Genomic DNA, 23,317 nt, shown 5'->3' with positions numbered 1-23,317 from the left:
GGGCTGAACGAAGGTCAATTGGCCGATCCGGCGGGCCCGTTGGGCGGTCACGGACTCAATCGCTGGTCACCGACGTGAACATGGTTCGGACCTCTGCGGCGCCGGCGCGGTCAGGCCGGATAGGCGTGCGTCTGGGCGGCCTTCACCGACGCCCACACCTCCGCGCCGTCGCGCAGGTCGAGTTCGGCGACCGCGGGCGCGGTCAGGTCCGCGGCCAGCGGCAGGCCGTCCTCCGCGCCGGCCAGCGCGATCCGGAACTGCGCGCCGTGCGACTCCATGCCGGTGATCCGGGCCCGCCAGGCGTTGCGCGCGGAGCTGTCGGGGCGCTGCCGGTGCAGGGTGACCGCGCTGGGCGGGAACGCCACGAACGCCGGTCCGGTCAGCTCCTCGATGCCGGTCAGCGTGAACCGCGGGCCGACCCGGACCAGATGGCCGTCCGCCTCGCCCCGGTACAGGTTCAGGCCGACCAGCCGGGCGATGTAGTCCGTGCGCGGGTGGCGGGCGATCTCGGCGGGCGTGCCCTGCTGCACCACGGTGCCGTGCTCGACCACCACCAGCCGGTCGGCGAGCACCATCGCGTCCAGCGGGTCATGCGTGACCAGCACCGCGACCGCCTCGAACGCGGCCAGGTGCCGGCGCAGTTCGGCGCGTACGTCCAGCCGGGCGCCGGCGTCCAGGGCGGCCAGCGGCTCGTCGAGCAGCAGCAGCCGCGGGGCGGTGGCCAGCGCCCGGGCCAGCGCGACCCGCTGGGCCTGGCCGCCGGACAGCCGGCGCGGCTTGACGTGCGCGTGGTCGGCCAGGCCCATCCGGTCCAGCAGGCCGGCGGCGAGCGCGCGCGCCTCGGACCGGGTGGCGCCGTGGCAGCGCGGGCCGAACGCCACGTTGTCCAGGGCGCTCAGGTGCGGGAAGAGCAGGTAGTCCTGGAAGATCACGCCGACCGGGCGGCGCTCGGGCGCGACCCGCACCCGCCGCTCGGGCTGCTCCAGCACCCGGCCGTCCAGCCGCAGATGCCCCCGGGTCAGCTCGGTCAGCCCGGCCAGGGCGCGCAGCGACGTGGTCTTGCCGGCGCCGTTCGGGCCGAGCAGCGCCAGCACCTCGCCGGGGGCCGCGGACAGCTCCACGTCGAGCCGGAAGGTCCCGCGGTCCACCACGAGACGGGCGTCGAGACCGGTCTCCGGGTCGCCCTCGCCCGTAGCGCGCTCGCCCGCCCCCGCACCGTGCTCGCCCGTACCGCGCTCGCCCGTACCGGGTCCGTCCGCGGCACCCGTGCCCGTACCGCCCTCGCCCGCGCTCATACCGCGCTCGCCCCTGTCCAGCGGTCGCGCAGGCCGGCGAGGACCGTGATGGAGACCGCGAGCAGCACCAGGCTCAGCGCGACGGCCGCGTCCGGGTCGTCCTGTAGCGCGAGGTAGACCGACAGCGGCATGGTCTGGGTGCGGCCGGGGAAGCTGCCGGCGAAGGTGATCGTGGCCCCGAACTCGCCGAGCGCGCGCGCCCAGGCGAGCACCGCGCCGGCCGCCACCCCGGGCGCGATCATCGGCAGCGTGACCCGGCGGAAGGCGGTGAAGCGGGACGCGCCCAGCGTCGCCGCGGCCTCCTCGTACCGGCTGTCGGCGGCCCGCAGCGTGCCCTCCACGCTGATCACGAGGAACGGCATCGCCACGAACGCCTCCGCGACCACCACCCCGGCCGTGGTGAACGGCAGGGTGATCCCGAACCACGAGTCGAGCCACTTGCCGACGATCCCGTTGCGGCCGAGCGCCAGCAGCAGCGCCACCCCGCCGACCACCGGCGGCAGCACCAACGGCAGCGTCACCAGGGCCCGTACCAGCCGGCGGCCGGGGAAGCGGGTCCTGGCCAGCAGCCAGGCCAGCGGCACCCCGAGCACCAGCGCCACGGCCGTCGCCGAAGTCGCCGTCTCCAGCGACAGCCGTAGCGCCTGCCACACCGCGGAGCTGGTCAGCAGGTCGGGCATGCCCCGCCAAGGGGCCCGCACCAGCAGCGCCAGCAGCGGCACCAGCAGGAACGCCAGGCCGACCACGGCGGGCAGCAGCAGGGGCAGCGGGACGGCGCCGCCCCCGCCGCGCGGGCGCCGCGGCCGGGACAGCCGTCCCGGCGCCGTGGCGCCCGCGTTCTTCACCGCGGGGCTCACGGGTTGAGGAAGCCCGCCTGGGTGAGCACCTTCTGGCCCTCGGCGGACTTCACCAGGGCGATGAACGCCGCCGCGCCGTCAGGGTTCGGCGCGTCCTTCAGCGGCGCGATCGGGTACTCGTTGATCGCCTTCGCGGACTCCGGGAAGTTCACGCCCTGCACCTTGCTGCCCGCGCTGTTGACGTCGGTCTGGTAGACCACCGCCGCGTCGGCCTCCTTCAGCTCCACCTTCGTCAGCGCGGACTTCACGTCCTGCTCGTACGACTTCGGGGTGAGCTTGAGGCCGCTGGCGCTCAGCGCCTTCTGCGCGGCGGCGCCGCACGGCACGGTCTTGGCGCACAGCACGACCGAAAGGCCGGACTTGGTGAGGTCCTTCAGGGTGCGGATCTGCTTCGGGTTGCCCGGCAGGGTGGCGATCTCCAGCTGGTTGCGGACGAAGTCGGCGGGCGTGCCGGCCGCGTCCCCCTTGTCGGTGACGGTCTTCATGGTGGCCGGGCTGGCCGCCGCGAACACGTCGGCCGGCGCGCCGCCGGTGATGCTCGCCGCGAGCTGGTCGCTGCCGCCGAAGCTGAAGACGACCTTCGTGCCGGGGTACGCCTGCTGGAAGTCCTTGCCGAGCGCCGTGAAGGTCTCCTTCAGCGAGGCCGCCGCGAACACCACCACGGTGCCGGAGACCTTCTTCTGCGCGCCGGTGGCCGACGCGCCGGACGAGGGCTTCTCGGAGGACGTCGACTTGTCCGAGGAGGACGACGAGGAGCAGGCGGAGAGCGCGAGCAGCAGCGCGGCACCGCCGGCCACCGCGCACAGGCCACGGGACCGTGCGGCACGGGTGGTCCGGGCGGACCGGATACGTCGGGTGGTCACAGAAACTCTCCCTCTCCGCCGCGCCGCCGGGCGCGGGCACGTGCAAGATGATAGTTCCGCATCTGCCAGGAGAAAGTCTGCTGTCACATTGCATAATCCAAACAACCGGCGGCCCCACCTTTGCTTGTGCGATCGCACGACGATCGCGTCGGAGCAGGTGGGGCCGCCGTCGGTCCGGCCGTGCCGGGCCCGCTACGGCCCGAAGCTGTGCCCTACGGCTCGAACCCGTCCCTCATGGCTCGAACCGGTAGCCCATGCCCGGCTCGGTGACGAAGTGCCGGGGCCGGGTCGGGTCGTCCTCCAGCTTCCGGCGCAACTGCGCCATGTAGACCCGCAGGTAGTTCGTCTCCGTCCGGTAGGACGGCCCCCACACGTCCCGCAGCAACTGCTTCTGGCTGACCAGCCGGCCCGGGTTGCGGACCAGCGCCTCCAGCAGGTGCCACTCGGTGGGGGTCAGCCGGACGTCCGCACCGTGCCGGGTCGCCTTCTTCGCGGCCAGGTCCACGGTGAAGGCCGCCGTCTCCAGCCGGGCGGTCGCCGGCCCCTGCTCCTGGTCGGAGCGGCGCCGCTCGGCCGCCCGCAGCCGGGCCAGCAGCTCGTCCATCGCGAACGGCTTGGTGACGTAGTCGTCCGCGCCCGCGTCCAGCGCCTCCACCTTCTCGTCGGAGCTGTGCCGGGCCGACAGCACGATGATCGGCACCCGGGTCCAGCCCCGTATCCCGGCGATCACGTCCACGCCGTCCATGTCGGGCAGGCCCAGGTCGAGCAGCACCACGTCCGGGTGCCGGTCGGCGGCCATCCGCAGCGCGGTGGTGCCGTCGTAGGCGGCGTCCACCTCGTAGCGGCGCGCCCGCAGGTTGATCACCAGGGCCCGGACGATCTGCGGTTCGTCATCGACGACGAGGATGCGCGTCATGGTCAACCCAGCTTCGCGAGCGCCAGGTTGAGGGTGACCACGTCGACGTACGGCGTGCCGAGGAAGCCCAGCGGCCGGCCGTGGGTGTTCGCCGCGACCAGGTGGCGCACCTCGGCGGTGCTCAGGCCGCGGGCCTTGGCCACCCGGTCGACCTGCTCGGCGGCGTACGCCTTCGAGATGTCCGGGTCCAGGCCGGAACCGGAGGCGGTGACCGCGTCGGGCGGCACGTCCTTCGGGTTCACCCCGTCGAACGCGGCGACCGCCGCCCGGCGCTCCTTGATCGCCTTGACCAGGTCGGGGTCGTTCGGGCCGAGGTTGGAGGCGCCGGAGGCCAGCGGGTCGTAGCCGCCGGACGACGGCCGCGGCTGGAACCACTTCGGGTCCGGCTTGGCCACCTCGTTCGGGTCGTTGGGGTTCTTCTTGGGCAGGTCGAAGTTCTGCCCGATCAGGCTGGAGCCGACGACCTTGCCGTCCAGCTTCACCTGCGAGCCGTTCGCCTTGGCGGGGAACGCCGCCTGGGCGACACCGGTGACCAGCAGCGGATACGCCAGCCCGCAGAGCACGGTGAAGACCAGGAGCATCCGCAGGGCCGCCAGATGACTGCGCACGATACGCATGAGGGGTTCCCCTTTCTCAGTTCAGTCCGGGGATGAACTGCACGACGAGGTCGATGAGTTTGATGCCGACGAACGGCAGGACCAGGCCGCCCAGGCCGTACACCCAGATGTTGCGGCTGAGCAGCGCCGAGGCCGACGACGGCTTGTAGCGCACCCCGCGCAGCGCCAGCGGGATCAGCACCACGATGATCAGCGCGTTGAACACGATCGCCGAGGTGATCGCCGAGGTCGGGCTGTGCAGGTCCATCACGTTGAGGTGGCGCAGGCCCGGGTAGACCCCGGCGAACATCGCCGGGATGATCGCGAAGTACTTCGCGACGTCGTTGGCGATCGAGAAGGTCGTCAACGCGCCCCGGGTGATGAGCAGTTGCTTGCCGATCTCGACGATCTCGATGAGCTTGGTGGGGTTGGAGTCCAGGTCCACCATGTTCCCGGCCTCCTTGGCGGCCGAGGTGCCGGTGTTCATGGCGACGCCGACGTCGGCCTGGGCGAGGGCGGGTGCGTCGTTGGTGCCGTCGCCGGTCATCGCGACGAGTTTGCCGCCGGCCTGTTCCCGTTTGATGAGCGCCATCTTGTCTTCGGGGGTGGCCTCGGCGAGGAAGTCGTCGACGCCGGCCTCGTCGGCGATGGCCTTGGCGGTGAGCGGGTTGTCGCCGGTGATCATCACGGTGCGGATGCCCATCCGGCGCAGCTCGTCGAAGCGCTCGCGCATGCCGGCCTTGACGACGTCCTTGAGGTTGATCACGCCGAGCACCGAGGCGGTGGTCGTCCCGTCCCGGCGGACGACCTCGCCGACGACCAGCGGGGTGCCGCCGCCGCCCGCGATCGCGTCGACCAGCGGGCCGACGTCCTCGGCGGGGCGGCCGCCGTTGTCCCGTATCCACTGCATCACCGCGCTCGTGGCGCCCTTGCGCAGGCTGCGCTGCCCGCCGTCCTCGGCGAGGTCCACCCCGCTCATCCGGGTCTGCGCGGTGAACGGCACGAACTCCGCCCGCGGCAGCCGTCCTTCGGCGCGTGCCCGCAGCCCGTAGCGCTCCTTGGCGAGCACCACGATCGAGCGGCCCTCAGGCGTCTCGTCGGCCAGCGACGACAGCTGCGCCGCGTCGGCGAGCCGCTCGGCGGTGACACCCTCGGCCGGCAGGAACTCCGCGGCCTGCCGGTTGCCGAGGGTGATGGTGCCGGTCTTGTCCAGCAGCAGCGTGGTCACGTCACCCGCGGCCTCGACCGCGCGCCCGGACATCGCCAGCACGTTGCGCTGCACCAGCCGGTCCATGCCGGCGATGCCGATCGCCGACAGCAGCGCCCCGATCGTGGTCGGTATCAGCGCCACCACCAGCGACACCAGGATCACCAGCGACTGCTCGGCGCCCGCGTAGATCGCGAACGGCTGGAGCGTCACCACGGCGAGCAGGAAGACGATGGTCAGCGACGCCAGCAGGATGTTGAGCGCGATCTCGTTCGGCGTACGCTGCCGGGCCGCGCCCTCCACCAGCGCGATCATCCGGTCGATGAAGGTCTCACCGGGCTTGGAGGTGATCTTCACGACGATCCGGTCGGAGAGCACCGAGGTGCCGCCGGTCACCGCGCAGCGGTCGCCGCCGGACTCGCGGATCACCGGCGCGGACTCGCCGGTGATCGCGGACTCGTCGACGGACGCGACGCCCTCCACGACGTCGCCGTCACCGGGGATGGTCTGCCCGGCCTCGACCACCACGTGGTCGCCCAGCCGCAGCGAGGAGGCGGGCACCTCCTCCTCCACTCCCGGCGCGCCGGGCCGGAAGGAGGCCAGCCGGCGGGCGACGGTGGCGGTCTTGGTCCGGCGCAGCGTCTCGGCCTGCGCCTTGCCGCGCCCTTCGGCGACCGCCTCGGAGAGGTTGGCGAACACCACGGTCAGCCACAGCCACACGGTGATCACCCAGGCGAAGACGCTCGGGTCCTTGATCGCGTCCAGGGTGGTCAGCACCGAGCCGACCTCGACCACGAACATCACCGGGTTCTTCACCATCACCCGGGGGTCGAGCTTGCGGCACGCGTCCGGCAGCGAGGTCAGCAGCTGCTTGGGGTCCAGCATGCCGCCGGAGACCCGGTGCTGCTCCTGGCGCTGCGGCGCCGGCCCCGGTGACGCGGGGGGTTCCAGAGTGGTCAGGGACGACATCAGTGCAGACCTTCCGCGAGCGGTCCCAGCGCGAGCGCCGGGAAGTAGGTGAGCCCGACCACGATGACGATCACCGCGGTGAGCAGGCCGACGAACTGCGGCCGGTGGGTGGGCAGCGTGCCCGCGGTCGCGGGCACCGGCTGCTGCTTGCCGAGCGAGCCGGCCAGCGCGAGCACGAACACCATCGGCAGGAACCGGCCGACGAGCATCGCCAGGCCGAGCGCGGTGTTGTACCAGTTGGTGTTGACCGACAGACCGGCGAACGCCGAGCCGTTGTTGTTGGCGGCGGAGGTGAAGGCGTACAGCACCTCGGAGAAGCCGTGCGCACCGGAGTTGAGCATCCCGGCCCGCTCGCCGGGCAGCGCCATCGCCAGCCCCGCGCCGACCAGCACCACCGCGGGGGTGGTGAGGATGTACAGCGACGCGAACTTCATCTCCCGGCCGCCGAGCTTCTTGCCCAGGTACTCCGGGGTGCGGCCGACCATCAGCCCGGCCACGAAGACCGCGATGATCGCCAGGACGAGGATGCCGTACAGGCCGGAGCCGGTGCCGCCGGGCGCGATCTCGCCCAGCATCATGTTGAAGATCGTCATGCCGCCGCCGAGCGGCGAGTACGAGTCGTGGAAGGAGTTGACCGCGCCGGTCGAGGTGAGCGTGGTGGACGTGGCGAACAGCGCCGACCCCCACACGCCGATCCGCTGCTCCTTGCCCTCCATCATCCCGCCGGCCGCGTGGCCGGCCGCGCTGTGCACGCTGTGCAGCTCGTTGACGGTGATCACGGCCACCGACGCGGCCCAGATCAGGGCCATCACGGCGAGGATCGCGTAGCCCTGGCGCTTGTCGCCGACCATCTTGCCGAAGGTGCGCGGCAGGCTGACCGCGATCACCAGCAGCAGGTAGATCTCCACCAGGTTGGTGAACGCGTTGGGGTTCTCGAACGGGTGGGCGGAGTTGGCGTTGTAGAAGCCGCCGCCGTTGGTGCCGAGTTCCTTGATCACCTCCTGCGAGGCGACCGGTCCGCCGGTGAGGCTCTGGTGGTCGCCGACGAGCGTGGAGATCGACTGCACGCCGTGGAAGTTCTGCACCGCGCCGGCCGCGACCAGCACGATCGCGAAGACGAACGCGATCGGCAGCAGCACCCGCAGCACGATCCGGGTCAGGTCCACCCAGAAGTTGCCGACCCGGTCGGTGCGCTTGCGGGTGAAGCCGCGGATCAGGGCCGCGACGACCGCGATGCCCACCGCGGCCGACACGAAGTTCTGCACCGCGAGCCCGGCCATCTGCACCAGGTGGCCCATCGTGGTCTCGCCCGAGTACGACTGCCAGTTGGTGTTGGTGACGAACGACGCCGCGGTGTTGAAGGCCACGCCCGGCGTCACCGCCTTCATGCCGATCGCCAGCAGCAGGTGGTTCTGGAGCCGTTGCAGCCCGTACAGGAACAGCACGGACACCGCGGAGAACGCCAGCACGCTGCGCAGGTAGACCGGCCAGCGCTGGTCGGCGTCGCCGTCGACCCCGCCGACGCGGTAGATCAGCCGCTCCACCCGCAGATGCCGGGCGGAGGTCAGCACATGGGCCATGTAGTCGCCCAACGGCCGGTAGGACAGGGCGAGTACGGCGAGCAGCGCGAGGATCTGCAGCCAGCCCGCGAGGGTGTCGTTCACTAGAACTTCTCCGGGTGGATCAGGGCCAGCACCAGGTAACCGACCAGGGCCACGGCGACGACGAGTCCGACGACGTTCTCCGCGCTCACAGCCGCTCCACCCCCTTGGCTATGAGGCCGATGACGGTGAACACCGCGACGGTGAGAAGGATGAACAGGAGGTCTGGCATGCGAAGGCACCCCGGGCAGTCGGTCGAAGGGGACGGGACCGCCCACGAGCCGTGCGCCGGCCGGTGGGCGATGCCGACCGGTTGCCGGTCGGCCTCCTTACTGAATCCCTCCCCGGCCGGCCGGGAGCTCCCCGTTAGCGCCTTCCTGACGCGCTCACCTGCGGCCTTGACGGCGTCTTGACGCCGGGGCACGGCCGGGGCGGGGGCCGGGCAGAGCCGGCGGCTACGGCCGGTCCGGGTCGGGGTCCGGGTAGGGGACCGGCGCCGGCGCGGGACCCGCGGCGGGCAGCGACAGCACCATCGTCAGGCCGCCGCCGGGGGTGTCCTCGGGGGTGAGGGAGCCGTGCATCGCCTCGGCCAGGCCGCGGGCCAGCGCAAGGCCCAGGCCGAGCCCGGTGCCGTTGTCGCGGTCGCCCATCCGCTGGAACGGCTCGAAGGCCCGCTCGCGGTCCCGCGCGGGCATCCCCGGGCCGCGGTCGATCACCCGCAGCTCCACCCGGTCGCCCAGCGCGCTCGCGGTCAGCACGACCGGCCGCCGCGCAGGGGCGTGCCGTACCGCGTTGGCCAGCAGGTTGGCGATGACGCGCTCCAGCAGCGGTGGATCGGCCAGGACGGCCGGGGCCCGCTCCAGGCCGCGGGTGTCGATGCCCGGGGCGTCGGCGGGCAGCGACTCCAGCGCGGCCGGCAGCACCTCCTCCAGCGCGGTGGCCCGCAGCCGCAGCCGCAGGGCGCCCGCCTGGAGCCGGCTCATGTCCAGCAGGTTGTCCACCAGCCGGCTCAGCCGGGCCAGCGACTCCTCGGCGGTGGCGAGCAGCTCCTCGCGGTCCTCGGCCGAGAACTCCACGTCCTGGCTGCGCAGCGAGCTGACCGCGGCCCAGCCGACCGCCAGCGGGGTGCGCAGGTCGTGGCTGACCGCGGCGAGCAGCGCCGTACGCATCCGGTCGGCGGCCTTCACCGGCTCCACCTCGGCGGCGGCCTCGGCGAGCCTGGCCCGCTCGGCCGCCCCGGACACGTGGGCGGCGAAGGCGGCCAGCACGCGCTGGTCGGAGGCGGAGAGCGGCCGGCCGCGCAGCAGCAGCACCATGCCGTCGCCCGCGGGCACCCGGACGGCGGCGCCCGCGCCGCCGTCGTACGGGCCGGTGCCGGTGGCGGTGCTGATACCGGAGGCGGGGGTGGCCGCGGTGGCGGTGGCGGGGGGCGTGGTGCCGGTGGCTGTGCCGCGGGGGCCCTGCGGACCGCCGCCGACGGCCGTGCCGCCGCCGACGGCCGTAGCGCCGCTGCCCGCCGGGGCCGCGCCGCTCGCCTCCGCCGGGCCCGTACCGCTCGGCTCCGCCGGGACCAGTTCGGCGCTGTCCATCCCGAACGTCTCGCGGGCCCGTTCCAGCAGCGCGGGCAGCGCGTCGCCGCCGCGGACGATGCTGCCCGCCAGGGACGACAGCGTCTCGGCCTCGGCGGTGGCCCGGGCCGCCCGGCGCGACAGCCGCAGCGAGCGGTCCACGACGGCCGCGACCGTGCCCGCGACCACCACGAACACCGCGAGCGCCAGGATGTTGTTGGGCTCGGCGATGGTGAACTGCCCCACCGGCGGGATGAAGTAGTAGTTCAGCAGCAGCGACGCGGTCACCGACGCCACCACCGCCGAGACCACCCCGCCGAAGCAGGCCACCCCGACCACCGCCAGCAGGAACAGCAGCGCCTCGCTGGTCAGGTTGAGGCTGCCGCGGTTGCCCGCGAGGACCGCGGTGAGCGCCAGCGGCAGCACCAGCCCGCTCACCGGCCCCGCCACCAGCCGCCAGGTGGTCAGGGTGCGGCGCCGCGAGGGCAGCAGCCTGCCGTGCCCGGCCCGCTCATGGGTGACCATGTGCACGTCGATGTCCGCCGAACTGCCCACCGTGGTCTCGCCGATGCCCCGCCCGGTCAGCAGCCGCTCCCACCGCCGCCGGCTGCTGGTGCCCAGCACCAGCTGGGTCGCCCCCACCCCGCGGGCGAACTCCAGCAGCGCCACCGGCACGTCGTCGCCGACCACCGAGTGGTAGCTGCCGCCCAGGCTCTCCACGAGCTGCCGCTGCCGGGCCAGCGCGGCCGGCGAGGCGCCCACCGCCAGCCCGTCGCTGCGCGCCACGTGCACCGCCAGCAGGTCCCGCCCCCCGTCGATGCCCGGCGGGGCGCCGCCCGCCGACCGGTCGGCGATCCGCGCCGCCCGGCGGATCAGCGTCTCGCCCTCCGGGCCGCCGGTCAGCGCCACCACCACGCGTTCCTTGGTCTCCCACACCCGCCCTATGCCGTGCTCGCTGCGGTAGTGGTGCAGCGCCTCGTCCACCCGCCCCGCCACCCACAGCAGCGCCAGCTCCCGCAGCGCGGTCAGGTTCCCGATCCGGAAGTAGTTGGCGAGGGCCGCGTCGACCTTCTCCGCGCCGTAGACGTTGCCGTGCGCCATCCGGCGGCGCAGCGCCTCCGCCGGCATGTCCACCAGCTCGATCTGGTGGGCGCGGCGCACCATCTCGTCGGGCACCGTCTCGCGCTGCGGCACCTCCGTGATCTTCTCGACCACGTCGTTGACCGACTCCAGGTGCTGGATGTTGACGGTGGTGACCACGTCGATGCCCGCGGCGAGCAGCGTCTCGACGTCCTGCCAGCGCTTGGCGTTGCGCATGCCGGGCGGGTTGGAGTGCGGCAGCTCGTCCACCAGCGCGACCTCGGGGCGGCGGGCCAGCACCGCCGCCAGGTCCATCTCGCCGACCACGGTGCCGCGGTACTCCCGCTCCAGCCGGGGCACCACTTCCAGGCCCTCCACCAGCGCCAGCGTGTGCGGCCGCTGGTGGCACTCCACCAGCGCCACCACCACGTCCGTGCCGCGCTCCGCCCTGCGGTGGCCCTCGTCCAGCATCCGGTAGGTCTTGCCGACGCCGGGGGCCGCGCCCAGGAACACCTTGAGCAGCCCGCGCCGGCCCGTCCGCCCGGCGGGTTCCCACGCGTCGCCCGTGGGCGGGGAGCCCGTCGGCGGGGAGCCCGCGGCGTGGGAGTCCGAGGGGTGGGAGTCCGAGGGGTGGGAGCCCGAGGATGGCGAGAAGGGCGCGGTCGCTCGCGGCTGGACCTGTTCCGGGTTCTGGGCCTGGACCCGTTCCGGGTTCTGGGCCTGGGCGTGCGTGGGCGCCGGGCGGCGGGCCGAGGGCCCGGCCGGGTCGTGTTCCGGGATCATCCGGTCCACGCAAGCCGAGGGCACGCCGTGCGGCCTGGCGCGTTGACGACTTCCTGGCGCCGATCACCCGGACCTTGACGCGCTGTTGACACCGGCGCCGGGCCGTACGACGCACGGCCGGGACCCGTCGTAGCCCGGCCGCCGTCCCTGGACCCGGGCCCGGGAGTGTGCCACAGTGCGCCGATGCCCGCCTCCTCGCGTGACTCGTCGGCCGGTGCCGGCTGGCAGGATCAGGAACCCGGCCGCTACCGGGAGTTGATGCCGCCCCGGGTGGTCGAACTCTCCTGGCTGAACCCGGCCACCCTGTGGCGGGCCCGCAACGGCCCGCTCGCCTCGATCTTCGGCGACCCGACCGGGACCGACCGGCAGCGCTGGGTCGGCGCCCAGACCGAACGCGGCGCCGCCGAGGGCGACCTGGTGATCACCCGGGACGACCCCGACACGTTCTCCTTCATGCTGCTCGGGGACACCGGCGAGGGCGACGGCCCGCAGTACGCGGTGGTCCCCGGCCTGCTCAAGGAAGGCGCCGGAACCCGCTACGCGGTGGTGTGCAGCGACGTCATCTACCCGGTCGGCACCGGCAACGACTACCCGACGAAGTTCTTCCGCCCCTACCGCGACTACGACGCGCCGATCTACGCGATACCCGGCAACCACGACTGGTACGACGGCCTCACCGGCTTCATGCGGGTGTTCTGCCGCGCCCCGGCGCTGCCGCCCGCCGCGCGGGCCCGCCCGCTGTCGGCCGCGTGGTGGCGGGGCCTGCTGTGGGCGCGGCCCGACACCCCCGACGACGCGCTGCTGGACCAGGCCCGGCAGATGCGCTCCGCCCCCGCGCAGGCCGCGTCCCAGCCGGGCCCGTACTGGGCGATGGACAGCGGGCCGATACGGATCATCGGCATCGACACCGGGCTGCTCGGCGACATCGACCGGGAACAGGGCGAGTGGCTGCGCCGGGTCGCGCGCGGACCGCGGCCGAAGATCCTGGTCACCGGCTCGCCGATCTACGTCGACGGCGAACACCACCCGTGCGCGATAGCCGGCGGCGGCACCGTGGACGAGGTCGTCCGCGACCCCGCGCACCACTTCGTCGCCGCGATCGGCGGCGACATCCACAACTACCAGCACTACCCCGTGGACGTCGGTGGCCGCCGGATCGAGTACGTCGTCTCCGGTGGCGGCGGGGCGTTCATGCACGCCACCCACACGATCCCGCGGGTCTCGGTCGGCGGCGTCGGCGAGGACGACTTCCGCTGCTACCCGATGCGCGGCGACTCGCTCGCCTTCTACAGCCGGCTCTACGGGCGCAGGCTGCGGCTGCGGCGGCTCTTCGACCTCACCCCCGACCAGGCGTCCGCGGTCGTCGCGCACCGGCTGGGCACCACCCCGGTCCGCGCCTCCGACCGCACGGTGACGCTCAGGGCCCGCTTCGTCGCGTCCGTGCTGGGTGTCGCGTCCCACCGGCGCCGCCGGTCCAGGTTCCGGCTGCGGCTGCCGGTCCGCCGCACGCTCACCCAGGTGCTCTCCCCGGGCTCGGCGACCTACAGCCCGCCGTTCTTCAAGAACTTCCTCCGCCTGGACGTCACCCCCGAGGCGATCCGGATACGGTGCTACGCCGCCACCGGGCTGCGCGCCCACGAACTCGACCCGCCGGTCGAGGACGACTTCACGATCCCGCTGCCGCCCGCGACGCCGGCGGCGTAGGCCCGGCCGGGCCCACGTGTGTCGCACCGGCCGGGTCGGACTGCCCGGACGGGCCGGGGGGAGGGATAATCGGGCAGGTGGGCCGGCGGGAGAGCGACCGTGTGCCGGTCGCCGTCGCCCGGAACGGGAAGCCTGCCATGACCACAGCGCGTGATCTTCTGACCGTCACGATGGACATGCCGTCCAGCCGGACCGTGGAGCGCGGCGATCTGTCGCTCGGGCTCGCCGGCGCGGAACTGGTCGACCTGCTGCGAGCGGGCGCGGCCACCCTGGACCGCGGCCGGATCGTGCCGGGGGCGCGGCTGCCGCACGAGGACCGGCTGCTGGGCGAGGCCGCCGTCGCGATGTCCCGCACGCTGCCGTTCGAGACCCTCGACGACTGGCTGTGGCGCCGCGGCCGCGGGCTGCCCGCCGTGTATCTGGCCGCTTTCACCGACGAGGGCCGGCTCACCCGGCAGCGCCGGCGGCGCTGGTGGGTGTTCGGCGGCAGCCGGATGGTGCTGCTGGACACCGACGACCGCCGCCGGGCCGGCCACCGCTGGGCGGCCGACGAGCCGGTGCTGGTCGCCCTCGCCACGACCATCGGCGTCACCGGGCACCGGCCCGACCCGTCGCCCCCGCCGCCGGACCCGTCGGCGGGCCTTCCCGCGCCCGACCCCGCCGACCCCGTCGACCTCCCGCCCGACCTCGCCGCACAGGTCGCCGACCCCTCCGTCGCGGCCGTGCTCTCCGCCGTCGTCCACGCCGTCGCCGAACTCTCCGACGAGCGCCGCCGCCGCGCCAACCGGCTCAAGGACGCCCACACGACGACGCTGCGCCGCGGCTACTGACCGCCCGGCCCGGGGCCGCCCGGAGCGGCCCGGCCCGGGGGCGCATGGGCGGGGCCGGTTAGGGTCGTGACGTGGTCACCCTTGCCGAACTCGCCGAAGACCCGCACCCGCACCTCGCGGAACTGCGCGAACGCGCGCCCGTGGTGTGGCTGCCCGCGCTCGGCGGATGGATGGTGACGGGCCGGGCGCTGGCCGTGGAGGTCATGCGGGACGCCGCCGCGTTCACCGTGGACGACCCGAGGTTCACCACGGCGCGGGTGGTCGGCCCGAGCATGCTCTCGCTGGACGGACCCGAACACGCCCGCCACCGGGACCCGTTCGTGGCCCCGTTCCGGCCGCGCGCGGTGCACGCCGCGTTCGGCGAGACCGTACGGCGCGAGGCCGACCGGCTGCTCGACGGCCTGGCGCCGCGCGGCGCCGCCGAGTTGCGCCGGGACTTCGCCGGGCCGCTCGCGGCGGTGGTGATGGCCGAGGTGCTGGGGCTGACCGACGTCCCCGTCCCGGCCATCCTGGGCTGGTACGACCAGATCGTGCGGGCCGTCGACCGGCTCACCCACGGCGAGGACGCGGGAGCCGAGGGCCCGGCCGCGTACCAGGCGCTGCGCGCGGCGGTCGCCGGCACCCTCGACGCGGGCGCCGCGGACTCCCTGCTGGTGGCCGCTGCCGCCGACGGTCGGCTCGACCTGCCCGAACTGGCCTCCAACGCGGCCGTGTTGCTCTTCGGCGGCATCGAGACCACCGAGGCGATGATCGCCAACGCGCTGCTGCACATCCTCGGCGAGCCCGACCTGGTGGCCCGACTCCTCGCCGATCCCGACCTGTTGGACAACGCGGTCGAGGAGTCCCTGCGGCTGGAGCCGGGCGCCGCCGTCGTGGACCGCTACGCCACCCGCGACACGGACCTGGCGGGCATACGGGTCCGGGCCGGCGACCTGGTCACCGTCTCGCTGGCCGGCGCCAACCGCGACCCCGCGGTCTTCCCCGACCCGGACCGCTTCGACGTCCACCGCCCCAACGCCCGGCTCCAGTTGGCGTTCGCGCACGGCCCGCACTTCTGCGTCGGCGCGCACCTGGCCCGGCTCGAAGCCCGCGTCGCCCTGCGGGCCTGCTTCGAACGGCTTCCCCACCTGCGGCTCGACGCGAGCCGCCCGAGCGCCCCGCGCGGCCTCGTCTTCCGCAAGCCCCCCACCCTCGCGGCCCGCTGGCACTCCTGACCCCGTGCCCACCCGCGCGCCTACGGCTCCCGTGGACGTGTCCGCGAAGTCCCTTTCCTCGCAAGGCGGTTCGGGGCGCCCCGGTCCGCTGGGTGCCGTGCCGGCGGCGCTACGGCGCCGTCGTGCGCGTCGCGGGTTCGTGGTCGGCGGCCGGCGTCGGGCGGGGGACCAGCCCCCCGGTGCGCAGGAGGTGCCCGGCCGTGTCGAGCCCGGCGCCCAGCGCGAACGCGGCCGGTTCGTCGAGTTCGCCGATCGTGGTGCGCCCCTGCTCGGCGCGGACCGCCCGCACGGACGCCGCCTCGACGTCCTCGTGGTCGAGCAGTTCGGGGCTGTGGCTGGTGACGAGGACCTGCCGCCGGTCGGCCGCGTCGCGCAGCGCCTCCCGCAGGACGGCGGCGGCCGCCGGGTGCAGCGCGGTCTCCGGCTCCTCGACGGCGACCACTCCGTACCGTCCGTCGACCGGCGCGAAGAGCGCGAGCAGCACGCCGAGGGCGCGCAGCGTGCCGTCCGACACCGAGGGCGCGGTGAACTTCCAGGGATGCGCGGAGCCCGCGGTGTCCTGGGTGAACTCCACGGTCTCCGCGCCCTCCAGCACCCGCCGGCGGGTACCGCGCAGGCCCGGCACGATCCGCTGCAGATAGCTGTCGAGGCGGCGCAGATCCGCCCCGTCGGCGACCCGGCGCAGCCGGTGCAGCACGGCCGCGGCGTTCGCGCCGTCGCGCAGCAGCGCCCGGCCGTCCCGCGGCGGCGCCGGCGCCCGCATGGCCGCCGGGTCGAGGCTGAACGACCGGATGCCCGCCAGCCCCGCGTGCGCGGCCGCGAACGCCTTGTGCCGGCCGAGCTCCGCCAGCAGCAGGCGGCCCGGGTCGGCCGGCGGCAGTTTCCGCTCGGTGCTCGTGGTCAGCGTGCCGTCCGCCACCCGGAAGGCGGCGCGGGTCTCGCCGGCCGCCACCTCGCAGCGCTCCCGGGCGATCCGGAACCCGCCCTTGCGCGCGGCCGCGACCTGCACGCCGTACGTGCCGGTGAGCGGGCCGCGGCCCTCGTCGGGGCCCTCGAAGGACAGCCGCACCGAGAAGCGGTCCGGGTGGCCCGGGGCCCTGCGCCGCACCTGCGCCGCGCCGCCACGCTCGCGCAGCGCCTCCGCCAGCGAGCCGCCGACCCCGTCGGACACCAGCCGCAGCGCGTCGAGGAAGTTGCTCTTCCCCGCGCCGTTGGGGCCGACGAGGAAGACCAGGTCCCCGAGCCGGACGTCTGCTTCGGCGAGGCTGCGGTACTGCTTGAGCCTGACGCGCGTGACACGGAAGTGACTGGGCTCCATCGCCCCAGTCTGGCAGCAACGGCCGGCCCTACGCGCCCTTGCCGCGTCGCGTCGCCCGGCCCGCGCGTCTGCCGTGCCGCCGCCGGCCGCGGCTCCCGTACGGTCCGATGTCTTCTTGCCGGATCGGCAAGGCGGATCGCGGGTCGGGCAGGGTTCGCCGGATGATCGGGTCCGGGCGGTCCGTGAGGCCCGCCCGGCCCCAGCATCCCCATCCCCATCAGGGAGGACTCATGACCCAGCACACCGGCGACGGACTCGGCACGCACCGGATGATCGCGACACCCGCGGGGCGTACCCACGTGGTGGAACGGGGGAGCGGGCCGCTGGTGCTGCTCGTGCACGGCTTCCCCGAGTCCTGGTACTCCTGGCGCCGCCAGCTGCCCGCGCTGGCCGCGGCCGGGTACCGCGCGGTCGCGATCGACGTCCGCGGCTACGGCCGGTCCTCGAAGCCGGCCGACCCGGCGGCGTACCGGATGCTGGAGCTGGTGGCGGACAACGCCGCGGTGGTGGAGGCGCTGGGCGAGCGCTCCGCGGTGGTGGTCGGCCACGACTGGGGCGCGACGATCGCGGCGAACAGCGCGCTGCTCCGGCCGGACGTGTTCCGCGCGGTCGGCCTGCTGAGCGTGCCGTACGCCCCGCGCGGCGGCCCGCGGCCCAGCGAGATCTTCGCCGGGATGGGCGGCGACGAGGAGTTCTACGTCTCCTACTTCCAGCAGCCCGGCCGCGCCGAGGCCGAGATCGAGCCCGACGTGCGCGGCTGGCTGGCCGGGTTCTACGCCGCGCTGTCCGCCGAGACGATGCCGCCGCCCGGGGCGCCGGACCCGCACTTCGTCACGCGCGGTGGGCGGCTGCGGGACCGCTTCCCCGCCGTGGCGGGCTCGGGTCCGGGTGCCGGTTCCGGTCTTCCCGGCTGGCTCAGTGAGGCCGAACTCGATTTCTACGCGGGCGAGTTCGAGCGGACCGGGCTGACGGGCGCGCTGAACCGCTACCGCAGCATGGACCGGGACTGGGCGGACCTCGCCGCCTACGACGGCGCCGCCATCACGCAGCCGTCCCTGTTCCTGGGCGGCTCCCTGGACGCCTCCACCACCTGGCTGGCCGACGCGATCAAGGCGTACCCGGTCACCCTGCCGGGCCTGGTCGGCTCCCATCTCCTCGACGGCGGCGGCCACTTCCTCCAGCAGGAGCGTCCCGAGGAGGTGAACCGGCACCTCACAAAGTGGCTGGCCGCGCTGCCCGCGTGAACCGTACGGTTCGGCCCGGACGCTTCTATGCTCGGGGCACGTGACGGGCGATCCAGCGCAAGCAGTGGAAGCAGCGGAAGAAGGTACGGCCGCGATGCCAGCAGACCCAGGGCCCCGGCCGGCCACCGGCGGCCGTACCCCGGCCAAGCCCGTCGGGGTGGTGGGCGCCGGCCTGGTCGGCCTGGCCGTGGCGCGCCGACTGGCCCTGCGCGGCGCCGAGGTGGTCGTCTTCGACAAGGAGGCGGAGGTCGCCGTCCACCAGTCGGGGCACAACTCCGGCGTCGTCCACTCCGGCCTGTACTACCCGCCCGGCTCGCTCAAGGCCACGCTGTGCCGGCGCGGGGTCGGGCTGCTCAAGGACTTCTGCGCGCGGCACGAGCTGCCGTACCGGGAGATCGGCAAGGTCGTCGTCGCGCACTCGCCCGCCGAGGTGGAGCGGCTGGGCGTGCTGGAGGAGCGGGCCCGCGCCAACGGCGTGCCCGGGGTGCGCCGGCTCGACCCGGCCGCGCTGCGCGACATCGAGCCCGAGGTCAGGGGACTGGCCGCGCTGCACTCCCCGACCACCGCCATCGTCGACTTCCGCGCGGTGGCGCGGGCGATGGCCGGCGAGGTGGCCGCGGCCGGTGGGCGGCTGCTGCTCGGCAGCGAGGTCACCGCGATCCGGCCCGGTCCTGGCGACGGCGTCACCGTGGTCTGCGGCCCGCGGGCGTACGCGCTGCGCGGCGCGGTGATCTGCGCGGGACTGCAGTCCGACACGGTGGCGCGACTGGCGGGTGACGCGCCCTCGCCCGCGATCCTGGCGTTCCGCGGCGAGTACTACCGGCTCCGTCCGGAGCGGGCCGGACTGGTGCGCGGGCTGGTCTACCCGGTGCCGGACCCGGCCTACCCGTTCCTCGGCGTGCACCTCACGCCCCGGGTGGACGGGAGCGTCGACATCGGCCCGAACGCCGTGCTCGCGCTGGCCCGCGAGGGCTACCGGCGCCGCGACGTCAACCCGCGCGAGCTGGGCCGGGCGCTGGCGTGGCCCGGCACCCGCCGGCTGGCCCGACGGCACTGGCGGGCCGGGCTGCACGAACTGCACGGCTCGCTGTCGAAGCGCGCCTTCACCGCCGAGGCCGCGCGCTACGTCCCCGCCCTGACCCCCGCGGACCTGGTGGCCGCGCCGGCCGGCGTCCGCGCGCAGGCGCTCGACGAACACGGCGACCTCGTCGACGACTTCAGGATCTCCGCACTCGGCCCGGTCACCGCCGTACGCAACGCCCCCTCTCCCGCGGCCACTTCGTGCCTGGCCATCGCGGAACACGTGGTCGAGCGGCTCACCTTCCCGAGCTGACCTTCCCGAGCTGACTTCCCGAACTGATTTCCCGAACTGACCTTGCCGAGCGGATCAGCCGCACCGGGCGGCGGGCGAGGGACCAGGGGCGTCCGGCCCGTTCCCGGGTCATGCCGGCGGCGCCCCCGTCTCGGTCAACTCGCCGCCGGCCAGCCGCAGCCACCGGTCCACGCCGATCCGCTCCAGGAACCGCTCGTCGTGGCTGACCACCACGAACGCGCCCCGGTACGCCGTCAGGGCGCTCTCCAGCCGCCCGGCGCTGACCAGGTCGAGGTTGTTCGTCGGCTCGTCCAGGAGCAGCAGTTGCGGGGCCGGCTCCGCGCACAGCACGCAGGCGAGGGTGGCGCGCAGCCGCTCGCCGCCGGAGAGCACCCCGGCCGGCAGGTGGGCGCGGGCACCCCGGAAGAGGAAGCGCGCGAGCAGGGTCATCCGGTCCGCCTCCGTGCGGTGCGGCGCGAACGCGGCGAAGTTCTCGGCGACCGTACGGTCCAGGTCCAGCAGGTCCAGCCGCTGGGAGAGGTAGGCGATCCGCCCGTCGGCCCGCCTGATCCGCCCGCTCCGTGCGTCGAGCCGGGCGCCGGAGCCGGAGCCGGAGCCGGGGTCGGAATCGGTACCGGCGTCGGAATCGGTACCGGCACCGGCTCCGGATGAGCCGTCGGGGCCGGCGGAGCCCTGGATCAGCCGCAGCAGCGTCGTCTTGCCCGCGCCGTTGGGGCCGGTCAGCGCGATGCGCTCGGGGCCCCGGACGGTCAGGTCGATTCCCGCGCCGGCGAACACCTCCCGGCTGCCGAGCCGTACCCGCATCCCCTCGCCGAGGAAGACGGTGCGCCCGGCGGGGACCTCGGTGTCCGGCAGTTCCAGGGTGATGCCCTGCTCGTCGCGCAGCGCGCGCTCGGCGTCGTCGAGCCGGGCCCTGGCGTCGCCGACCCGGGCGGCGTGCGTCTGCCCGGCCCGGCCCGCGGACTCCTGGGCGCCGCGTTTCATGGTGCCGGCGAAGATGCGCGGCAGGCCCGCGCTCTTGAGGGTGCGGGCGGCGTTGCCCGCGCGGCGCTCGGCCCGCTCGCGGGCCTGCTGCAACTCGCGCTTCTCCCGCTTCCACTCCTGCTCCGCGCTGCGGACGTTCTTCTCCGCGACCTCCCGCTCGGCCCGCACGGCCTCCTCGTACGCGGCGAAGTTGCCCCCGTACAGGCGCAGTTCACCGCTGTCGAGTTCGGCGATGCGCTCCATACGGTCGAGCAGCGCGCGGTCGTGGCTGACCAGCAGCAGGCAGCCGTGCCACTCCTCCAGCACGTCGTACAGCCGGTGGCGGGCGTCGAGGTCGAGGTTGTTCGTGGGCTCGTCGAGCAGCAACACGTCGGGGCGCTTGAGGAGTTGGGCGGCGAGGCCGAGCGAGACGACCTGACCGCCGCTGAGGGTGCCCAGCCGGCGGTCGAGCGCGAGGCCGGGCAGGCCGAGCCGGTCGAGTTGCGCGCGGGTGCGCTCCTCGATGTCCCAGTCGTCGCCGATCACCGTGAAGTGCCGCTCGTCCACGTCGCCGGACTCGACCGCGTCCAGCGCCCGGATCACCGCGGCGACCCCCAGCACCTCGGCCACCGTGAGGTCACCGGTCAGGGGGAGGGTCTGCGGCAGGTGGGCGAGCGTGCCGGTGACGGTCACCGACCCACCGCTGGGCCGCAGTTCGCCGGCGATCAGCCGGAGCAGCGTGCTCTTGCCGGCGCCGTTGGGCGCGACCAGGCCGGTGCGGCCGCCGCCCGCGGTGAAGGAGAGGCCGTCGAAGACCGGTGTGTCGTCGGGCCAGGAGAAGGACAGGTTCGTGCAGACGACGGAAGCGTCGGACATGGCAGGACCTCGGGGTGTCACGAGGGCAGACGGAGACCTCTGCCCTGGGGGCATGGGGAAAAGGGCACGACGGCACAGCCACGGCGGCGGCGCTTCCACGCGCCTGCCGGTGGCCGGTCAGCTCCGGGTCTCACCCGGAGATGTCGTCGTCACCCGCCATGCCTGGTCTCCTCGGTAGTGCCGTTCGGTGATTCACCCGACGATCAACGTCGGCCACCGAGTGTAGTGCCTTCGCGGGCGCCGCGCGTTCCGCCGGATCAAGGGCCCAGGTCCAGGTCCAGGTCCGGGCCCGGGCCCGGGCCCAGTTCCAGGGCGACGCGGGAGGAGAGCGACGACGTGTCGGCGCGGCACCGGTCCGCCGCCCGAAAACAGGGTGCTGCCAGGACTCGCTTCCCCCTAGGTTCGGCCCCATGGCTGACGAGAGTTTCGGGCATCCACGGCTCGCCGCGATCTACGACCCGCTCGACCCCGACCGCGGCGACCTCGACGCGTATCTGCGGATCGCGGCGGAGTTCGAGGCGCGCAGCGTGCTGGACATCGGCTGCGGGACCGGGGTCTTCGGCCTGCTGCTGGCCGATCGCGGGATCGAGGTCACCGGGGTCGACCCGGCCCTGGCGTCCGTGGCGGTGGCCCGGGCCAAGCCGGGGGCCGAGCGGGTGCGGTGGCTGCACGGCGACGCCACCGACCTGCCGCCGCTGGCGGTGGACCTCGCGACGATGACGGCGAACGCCGCCCAGGAGATCGTCGATCCGGGGGCGTGGTGGCGGACCCTGCGCGGTGCCTACGAGGCCCTGCGGCCCGGCGGGCACCTGGTGTTCGAGACCCGCGATCCGGCCCGGCGCGGCTGGGAGGAGTGGAACCGCGAGTCCACGTACGGGGTGACCGAGATCCCCGGCGTCGGCGCCGTCGAGACCTGGGTCCGACTGACCGACGTCAGCCTGCCGTTGGTGACGTTCCGCTGGACCTACGTCTTCGCGTCCGACGGGGAGGTCCTGACGTCGGACTCGACCCTGCGCTTCCGCGAGCGGGAGGAGGTCGAGCGGGACCTCGCCGCGGCCGGCTTCGTGACGGAGGAGGTCCGCGACGCGCCCGACCGGCCGGGCCGGGAGTTCGTCTTCCTGGCCCGCCGCCCCTGAATCCGGCGAGCGGCGAACGGCGAACGTCGAGACCCGGTCCCGCGGGGACGGACCCGCCCGCCGCGCTCTCCGCTCGCTCAGCGGCGGGCGTGCCGGCCTGGTCCGTGCGAAGGGGGCGACTGCGTGGCGCGGGTGGCCCGTTCCGACGGCGTGGAGTGGTCGGACGGCGTGGCATGCGCGGGCGGTGTGGCGCGCGTCGCGTGCGTGGGGTCCGCGGGCCGTACCGGCTCCCCGTCCGACGGGCGGTGGTCGGCGGCGACCAGCAGGGGAATCGGCAGCCGCTCCCGCAGCCGGGTCACCGCAGGGGTCGCCAGGCGGCGCAGCGCCAGGCTGGTGAGGTAGGCGACGGGCAGGGCGAGCAGCGCGGAGCCGATGACGTCGTGGGGGTAGTGGGCGCCGACGTAGACCCGGGTGAAGCCTTCGAGCACCGCGAAGAGCACGGCGATGGCGCTGAGCCGGCGGTCCAGCAGGAAGAGCGCGGCCACGGACGCGGCGGCCACCGTGGTGTGACCGCTGGGGAACGCGTAGTCGTTGGGCACGGGGCAGGTCTCGACGATGAAGGCGTGCGGGAGCGAGCGGCACGGCCGCTGCTCGGCCACGATCTTCTTGACCACCTCCGCGCAGGCGAAGGCCACGCCGACGCTGACCGGCACGGCCAGTGCCAGAGTCATCGCGGCGCCGTCCCGCCGCCGGGCCCGCCACCAGCCCACGACCATGAGGACCGCGAAGACCCCCAGTTGGACGTTGGTCCACCATTCGACGAAGCCGTTGAGCCACCGGGTGTCACGGGCCAGGTCCGTGATCGAGGTGAACAGCGAACCGTCGATGTGCGACCCGTCGAAGGCCAGCAGTGCGGAGCCTGCGGTCATCAGCACCGTCTTTCGGAACTGGCTCGGACCGTGTCCGTTCCTGGCCGGTCGTCACCGTGGAGGCAGAGTGTCTACAGAAATGTAGACGATGAACT

18 protein-coding genes are annotated in these 23,317 nt (G+C 74.2%); 6 read left to right on the top strand and 12 right to left on the bottom strand.

What is annotated here, in order from left to right; all coding sequences use genetic code 11:
• Positions 1–110 precede the first annotated feature (110 nt).
• From OG896_RS08145 to OG896_RS08105, 9 genes are all read right to left on the bottom strand, one after another.
• Complete coding sequence (locus OG896_RS08145) at positions 111–1,295, bottom strand: ABC transporter ATP-binding protein (RefSeq protein ID WP_329363762.1); 1,185 nt, start codon at positions 1,293–1,295, stop codon at positions 111–113.
• A complete protein-coding gene (locus OG896_RS08140; protein WP_443056968.1) occupies positions 1,292–2,152 on the bottom strand; it encodes an ABC transporter permease in 861 nt (286 codons plus the stop codon). Before OG896_RS08140 ends, OG896_RS08145 begins: the two co-directional genes overlap by 4 nt.
• Positions 2,149–3,000 carry a molybdate ABC transporter substrate-binding protein gene (gene modA / locus OG896_RS08135; protein ID WP_443057235.1) on the bottom strand — a complete coding sequence of 284 codons (852 nt, stop codon included), beginning with the start codon at positions 2,998–3,000 and terminating at the stop codon, positions 2,149–2,151. The genes OG896_RS08140 and modA overlap by 4 nt, the downstream gene beginning before the upstream one ends.
• A gap of 247 nt (positions 3,001–3,247) precedes the next feature.
• A complete protein-coding gene (locus OG896_RS08130) occupies positions 3,248–3,931 on the bottom strand; it encodes a response regulator (protein WP_329363761.1) in 684 nt (227 codons plus the stop codon).
• Positions 3,932–3,933: 2 nt separating this feature from the next.
• A complete protein-coding gene (gene kdpC, locus OG896_RS08125) occupies positions 3,934–4,548 on the bottom strand; it encodes a potassium-transporting ATPase subunit KdpC (protein WP_329363759.1) in 615 nt (204 codons plus the stop codon).
• Between the two features lie 16 nt (positions 4,549–4,564).
• The gene (gene kdpB, locus OG896_RS08120; protein ID WP_402448656.1) at positions 4,565–6,703 is read right to left on the bottom strand and encodes a potassium-transporting ATPase subunit KdpB; all 2,139 of its coding nucleotides are present in this window, start codon (positions 6,701–6,703) and stop codon (positions 4,565–4,567) included.
• Positions 6,703–8,367 carry a potassium-transporting ATPase subunit KdpA gene (kdpA, locus tag OG896_RS08115; RefSeq protein WP_329363757.1) on the bottom strand — a complete coding sequence of 555 codons (1,665 nt, stop codon included), beginning with the start codon at positions 8,365–8,367 and terminating at the stop codon, positions 6,703–6,705. Before kdpA ends, kdpB begins: the two co-directional genes overlap by 1 nt.
• Positions 8,367–8,456, bottom strand: coding sequence for a K(+)-transporting ATPase subunit F (gene kdpF / locus OG896_RS08110; RefSeq protein WP_329363756.1), 90 nt, complete (start codon positions 8,454–8,456; stop codon positions 8,367–8,369). Before kdpF ends, kdpA begins: the two co-directional genes overlap by 1 nt.
• A 303-nt stretch (positions 8,457–8,759) precedes the next feature.
• A complete protein-coding gene (locus tag OG896_RS08105; protein WP_329363754.1) occupies positions 8,760–11,735 on the bottom strand; it encodes a sensor histidine kinase in 2,976 nt (991 codons plus the stop codon).
• Positions 11,736–11,918: 183 nt separating this feature from the next.
• Between OG896_RS08105 and OG896_RS08100 the strand changes: the two genes are divergently transcribed.
• The 3 genes from OG896_RS08100 to OG896_RS08090 all read left to right on the top strand — a co-directional run bounded on the left by OG896_RS08100 (position 11,919) and on the right by OG896_RS08090 (position 15,483).
• Positions 11,919–13,439: a metallophosphoesterase family protein gene (locus tag OG896_RS08100; protein ID WP_329363752.1), complete on the top strand. Its 1,521-nt coding sequence runs from the start codon at positions 11,919–11,921 to the stop codon at positions 13,437–13,439.
• Between the two features lie 137 nt (positions 13,440–13,576).
• Positions 13,577–14,269: a GPP34 family phosphoprotein gene (locus OG896_RS08095; RefSeq protein WP_329363750.1), complete on the top strand. Its 693-nt coding sequence runs from the start codon at positions 13,577–13,579 to the stop codon at positions 14,267–14,269.
• Positions 14,270–14,340: 71 nt separating this feature from the next.
• Positions 14,341–15,483, top strand: coding sequence for a cytochrome P450 (locus tag OG896_RS08090; protein WP_329363748.1), 1,143 nt, complete (start codon positions 14,341–14,343; stop codon positions 15,481–15,483).
• A 109-nt stretch (positions 15,484–15,592) separates the two neighbouring features.
• Here the strand turns inward: OG896_RS08090 and OG896_RS08085 are convergent, their stop codons facing one another.
• On the bottom strand, positions 15,593–16,801 hold the full coding sequence (locus OG896_RS08085; RefSeq protein WP_329363746.1) for an AAA family ATPase: 1,209 nt from the start codon (positions 16,799–16,801) through the stop codon (positions 15,593–15,595).
• 230 nt (positions 16,802–17,031) lie between these two features.
• Between OG896_RS08085 and OG896_RS08080 the strand changes: the two genes are divergently transcribed.
• Entirely contained in the window at positions 17,032–18,045 is a 1,014-nt protein-coding gene (locus OG896_RS08080) for an alpha/beta fold hydrolase (protein ID WP_329363745.1), read from the top strand.
• Between the two features lie 94 nt (positions 18,046–18,139).
• Positions 18,140–19,378 (top strand): L-2-hydroxyglutarate oxidase, encoded by a 1,239-nt coding sequence (gene lhgO / locus OG896_RS08075; RefSeq protein WP_329363743.1) that lies wholly within the window; start codon positions 18,140–18,142, stop codon positions 19,376–19,378.
• Positions 19,379–19,486: 108 nt separating this feature from the next.
• Here the strand turns inward: lhgO and OG896_RS08070 are convergent, their stop codons facing one another.
• Complete coding sequence (locus OG896_RS08070) at positions 19,487–21,217, bottom strand: ABC-F family ATP-binding cassette domain-containing protein (protein WP_329363740.1); 1,731 nt, start codon at positions 21,215–21,217, stop codon at positions 19,487–19,489.
• A gap of 410 nt (positions 21,218–21,627) precedes the next feature.
• On the opposite strand from OG896_RS08070, the gene OG896_RS08065 reads away from it, so the two are divergent.
• Entirely contained in the window at positions 21,628–22,353 is a 726-nt protein-coding gene (locus tag OG896_RS08065; RefSeq protein WP_329363738.1) for a class I SAM-dependent methyltransferase, read from the top strand.
• A 77-nt stretch (positions 22,354–22,430) separates the two neighbouring features.
• Here the strand turns inward: OG896_RS08065 and OG896_RS08060 are convergent, their stop codons facing one another.
• Positions 22,431–23,222: a phosphatase PAP2 family protein gene (locus tag OG896_RS08060; protein ID WP_329363737.1), complete on the bottom strand. Its 792-nt coding sequence runs from the start codon at positions 23,220–23,222 to the stop codon at positions 22,431–22,433.
• Positions 23,223–23,317 lie beyond the last annotated feature (95 nt).

This window comes from Streptomyces sp. NBC_00669 (assembly GCF_036226785.1).
In the GTDB taxonomy this organism is placed as follows: domain Bacteria; phylum Actinomycetota; class Actinomycetes; order Streptomycetales; family Streptomycetaceae; genus Actinacidiphila.
The sequence above is the reverse complement of the archived record's forward strand: the minus strand, read 5'-3'. Positions and strand labels throughout refer to the sequence as shown.

What these genes read in the sequence shown, in the direction of transcription:
- OG896_RS08100 (WP_329363752.1), top strand. Translation starts at nt 11,919, where the DNA reads ATGCCCGCCTCCTCGCGTGACTCGTCGGCCGGTGCCGGCTGGCAGGAT.
- OG896_RS08085 (WP_329363746.1), bottom strand. Translation starts at nt 16,801, where the DNA reads ATGGAGCCCAGTCACTTCCGTGTCACGCGCGTCAGGCTCAAGCAGTAC.
- OG896_RS08095 (WP_329363750.1), top strand. Translation starts at nt 13,577, where the DNA reads ATGACCACAGCGCGTGATCTTCTGACCGTCACGATGGACATGCCGTCC.
- OG896_RS08105 (WP_329363754.1), bottom strand. Translation starts at nt 11,735, where the DNA reads ATGATCCCGGAACACGACCCGGCCGGGCCCTCGGCCCGCCGCCCGGCG.
- lhgO (WP_329363743.1), top strand. Translation starts at nt 18,140, where the DNA reads ATGCCAGCAGACCCAGGGCCCCGGCCGGCCACCGGCGGCCGTACCCCG.
- OG896_RS08060 (WP_329363737.1), bottom strand. Translation starts at nt 23,222, where the DNA reads ATGACCGCAGGCTCCGCACTGCTGGCCTTCGACGGGTCGCACATCGAC.
- OG896_RS08130 (WP_329363761.1), bottom strand. Translation starts at nt 3,931, where the DNA reads ATGACGCGCATCCTCGTCGTCGATGACGAACCGCAGATCGTCCGGGCC.
- OG896_RS08080 (WP_329363745.1), top strand. Translation starts at nt 17,032, where the DNA reads ATGACCCAGCACACCGGCGACGGACTCGGCACGCACCGGATGATCGCG.
- OG896_RS08145 (WP_329363762.1), bottom strand. Translation starts at nt 1,295, where the DNA reads ATGAGCGCGGGCGAGGGCGGTACGGGCACGGGTGCCGCGGACGGACCC.
- kdpB (WP_402448656.1), bottom strand. Translation starts at nt 6,703, where the DNA reads ATGTCGTCCCTGACCACTCTGGAACCCCCCGCGTCACCGGGGCCGGCG.
- OG896_RS08065 (WP_329363738.1), top strand. Translation starts at nt 21,628, where the DNA reads ATGGCTGACGAGAGTTTCGGGCATCCACGGCTCGCCGCGATCTACGAC.
- kdpC (WP_329363759.1), bottom strand. Translation starts at nt 4,548, where the DNA reads ATGCGTATCGTGCGCAGTCATCTGGCGGCCCTGCGGATGCTCCTGGTC.
- OG896_RS08070 (WP_329363740.1), bottom strand. Translation starts at nt 21,217, where the DNA reads ATGTCCGACGCTTCCGTCGTCTGCACGAACCTGTCCTTCTCCTGGCCC.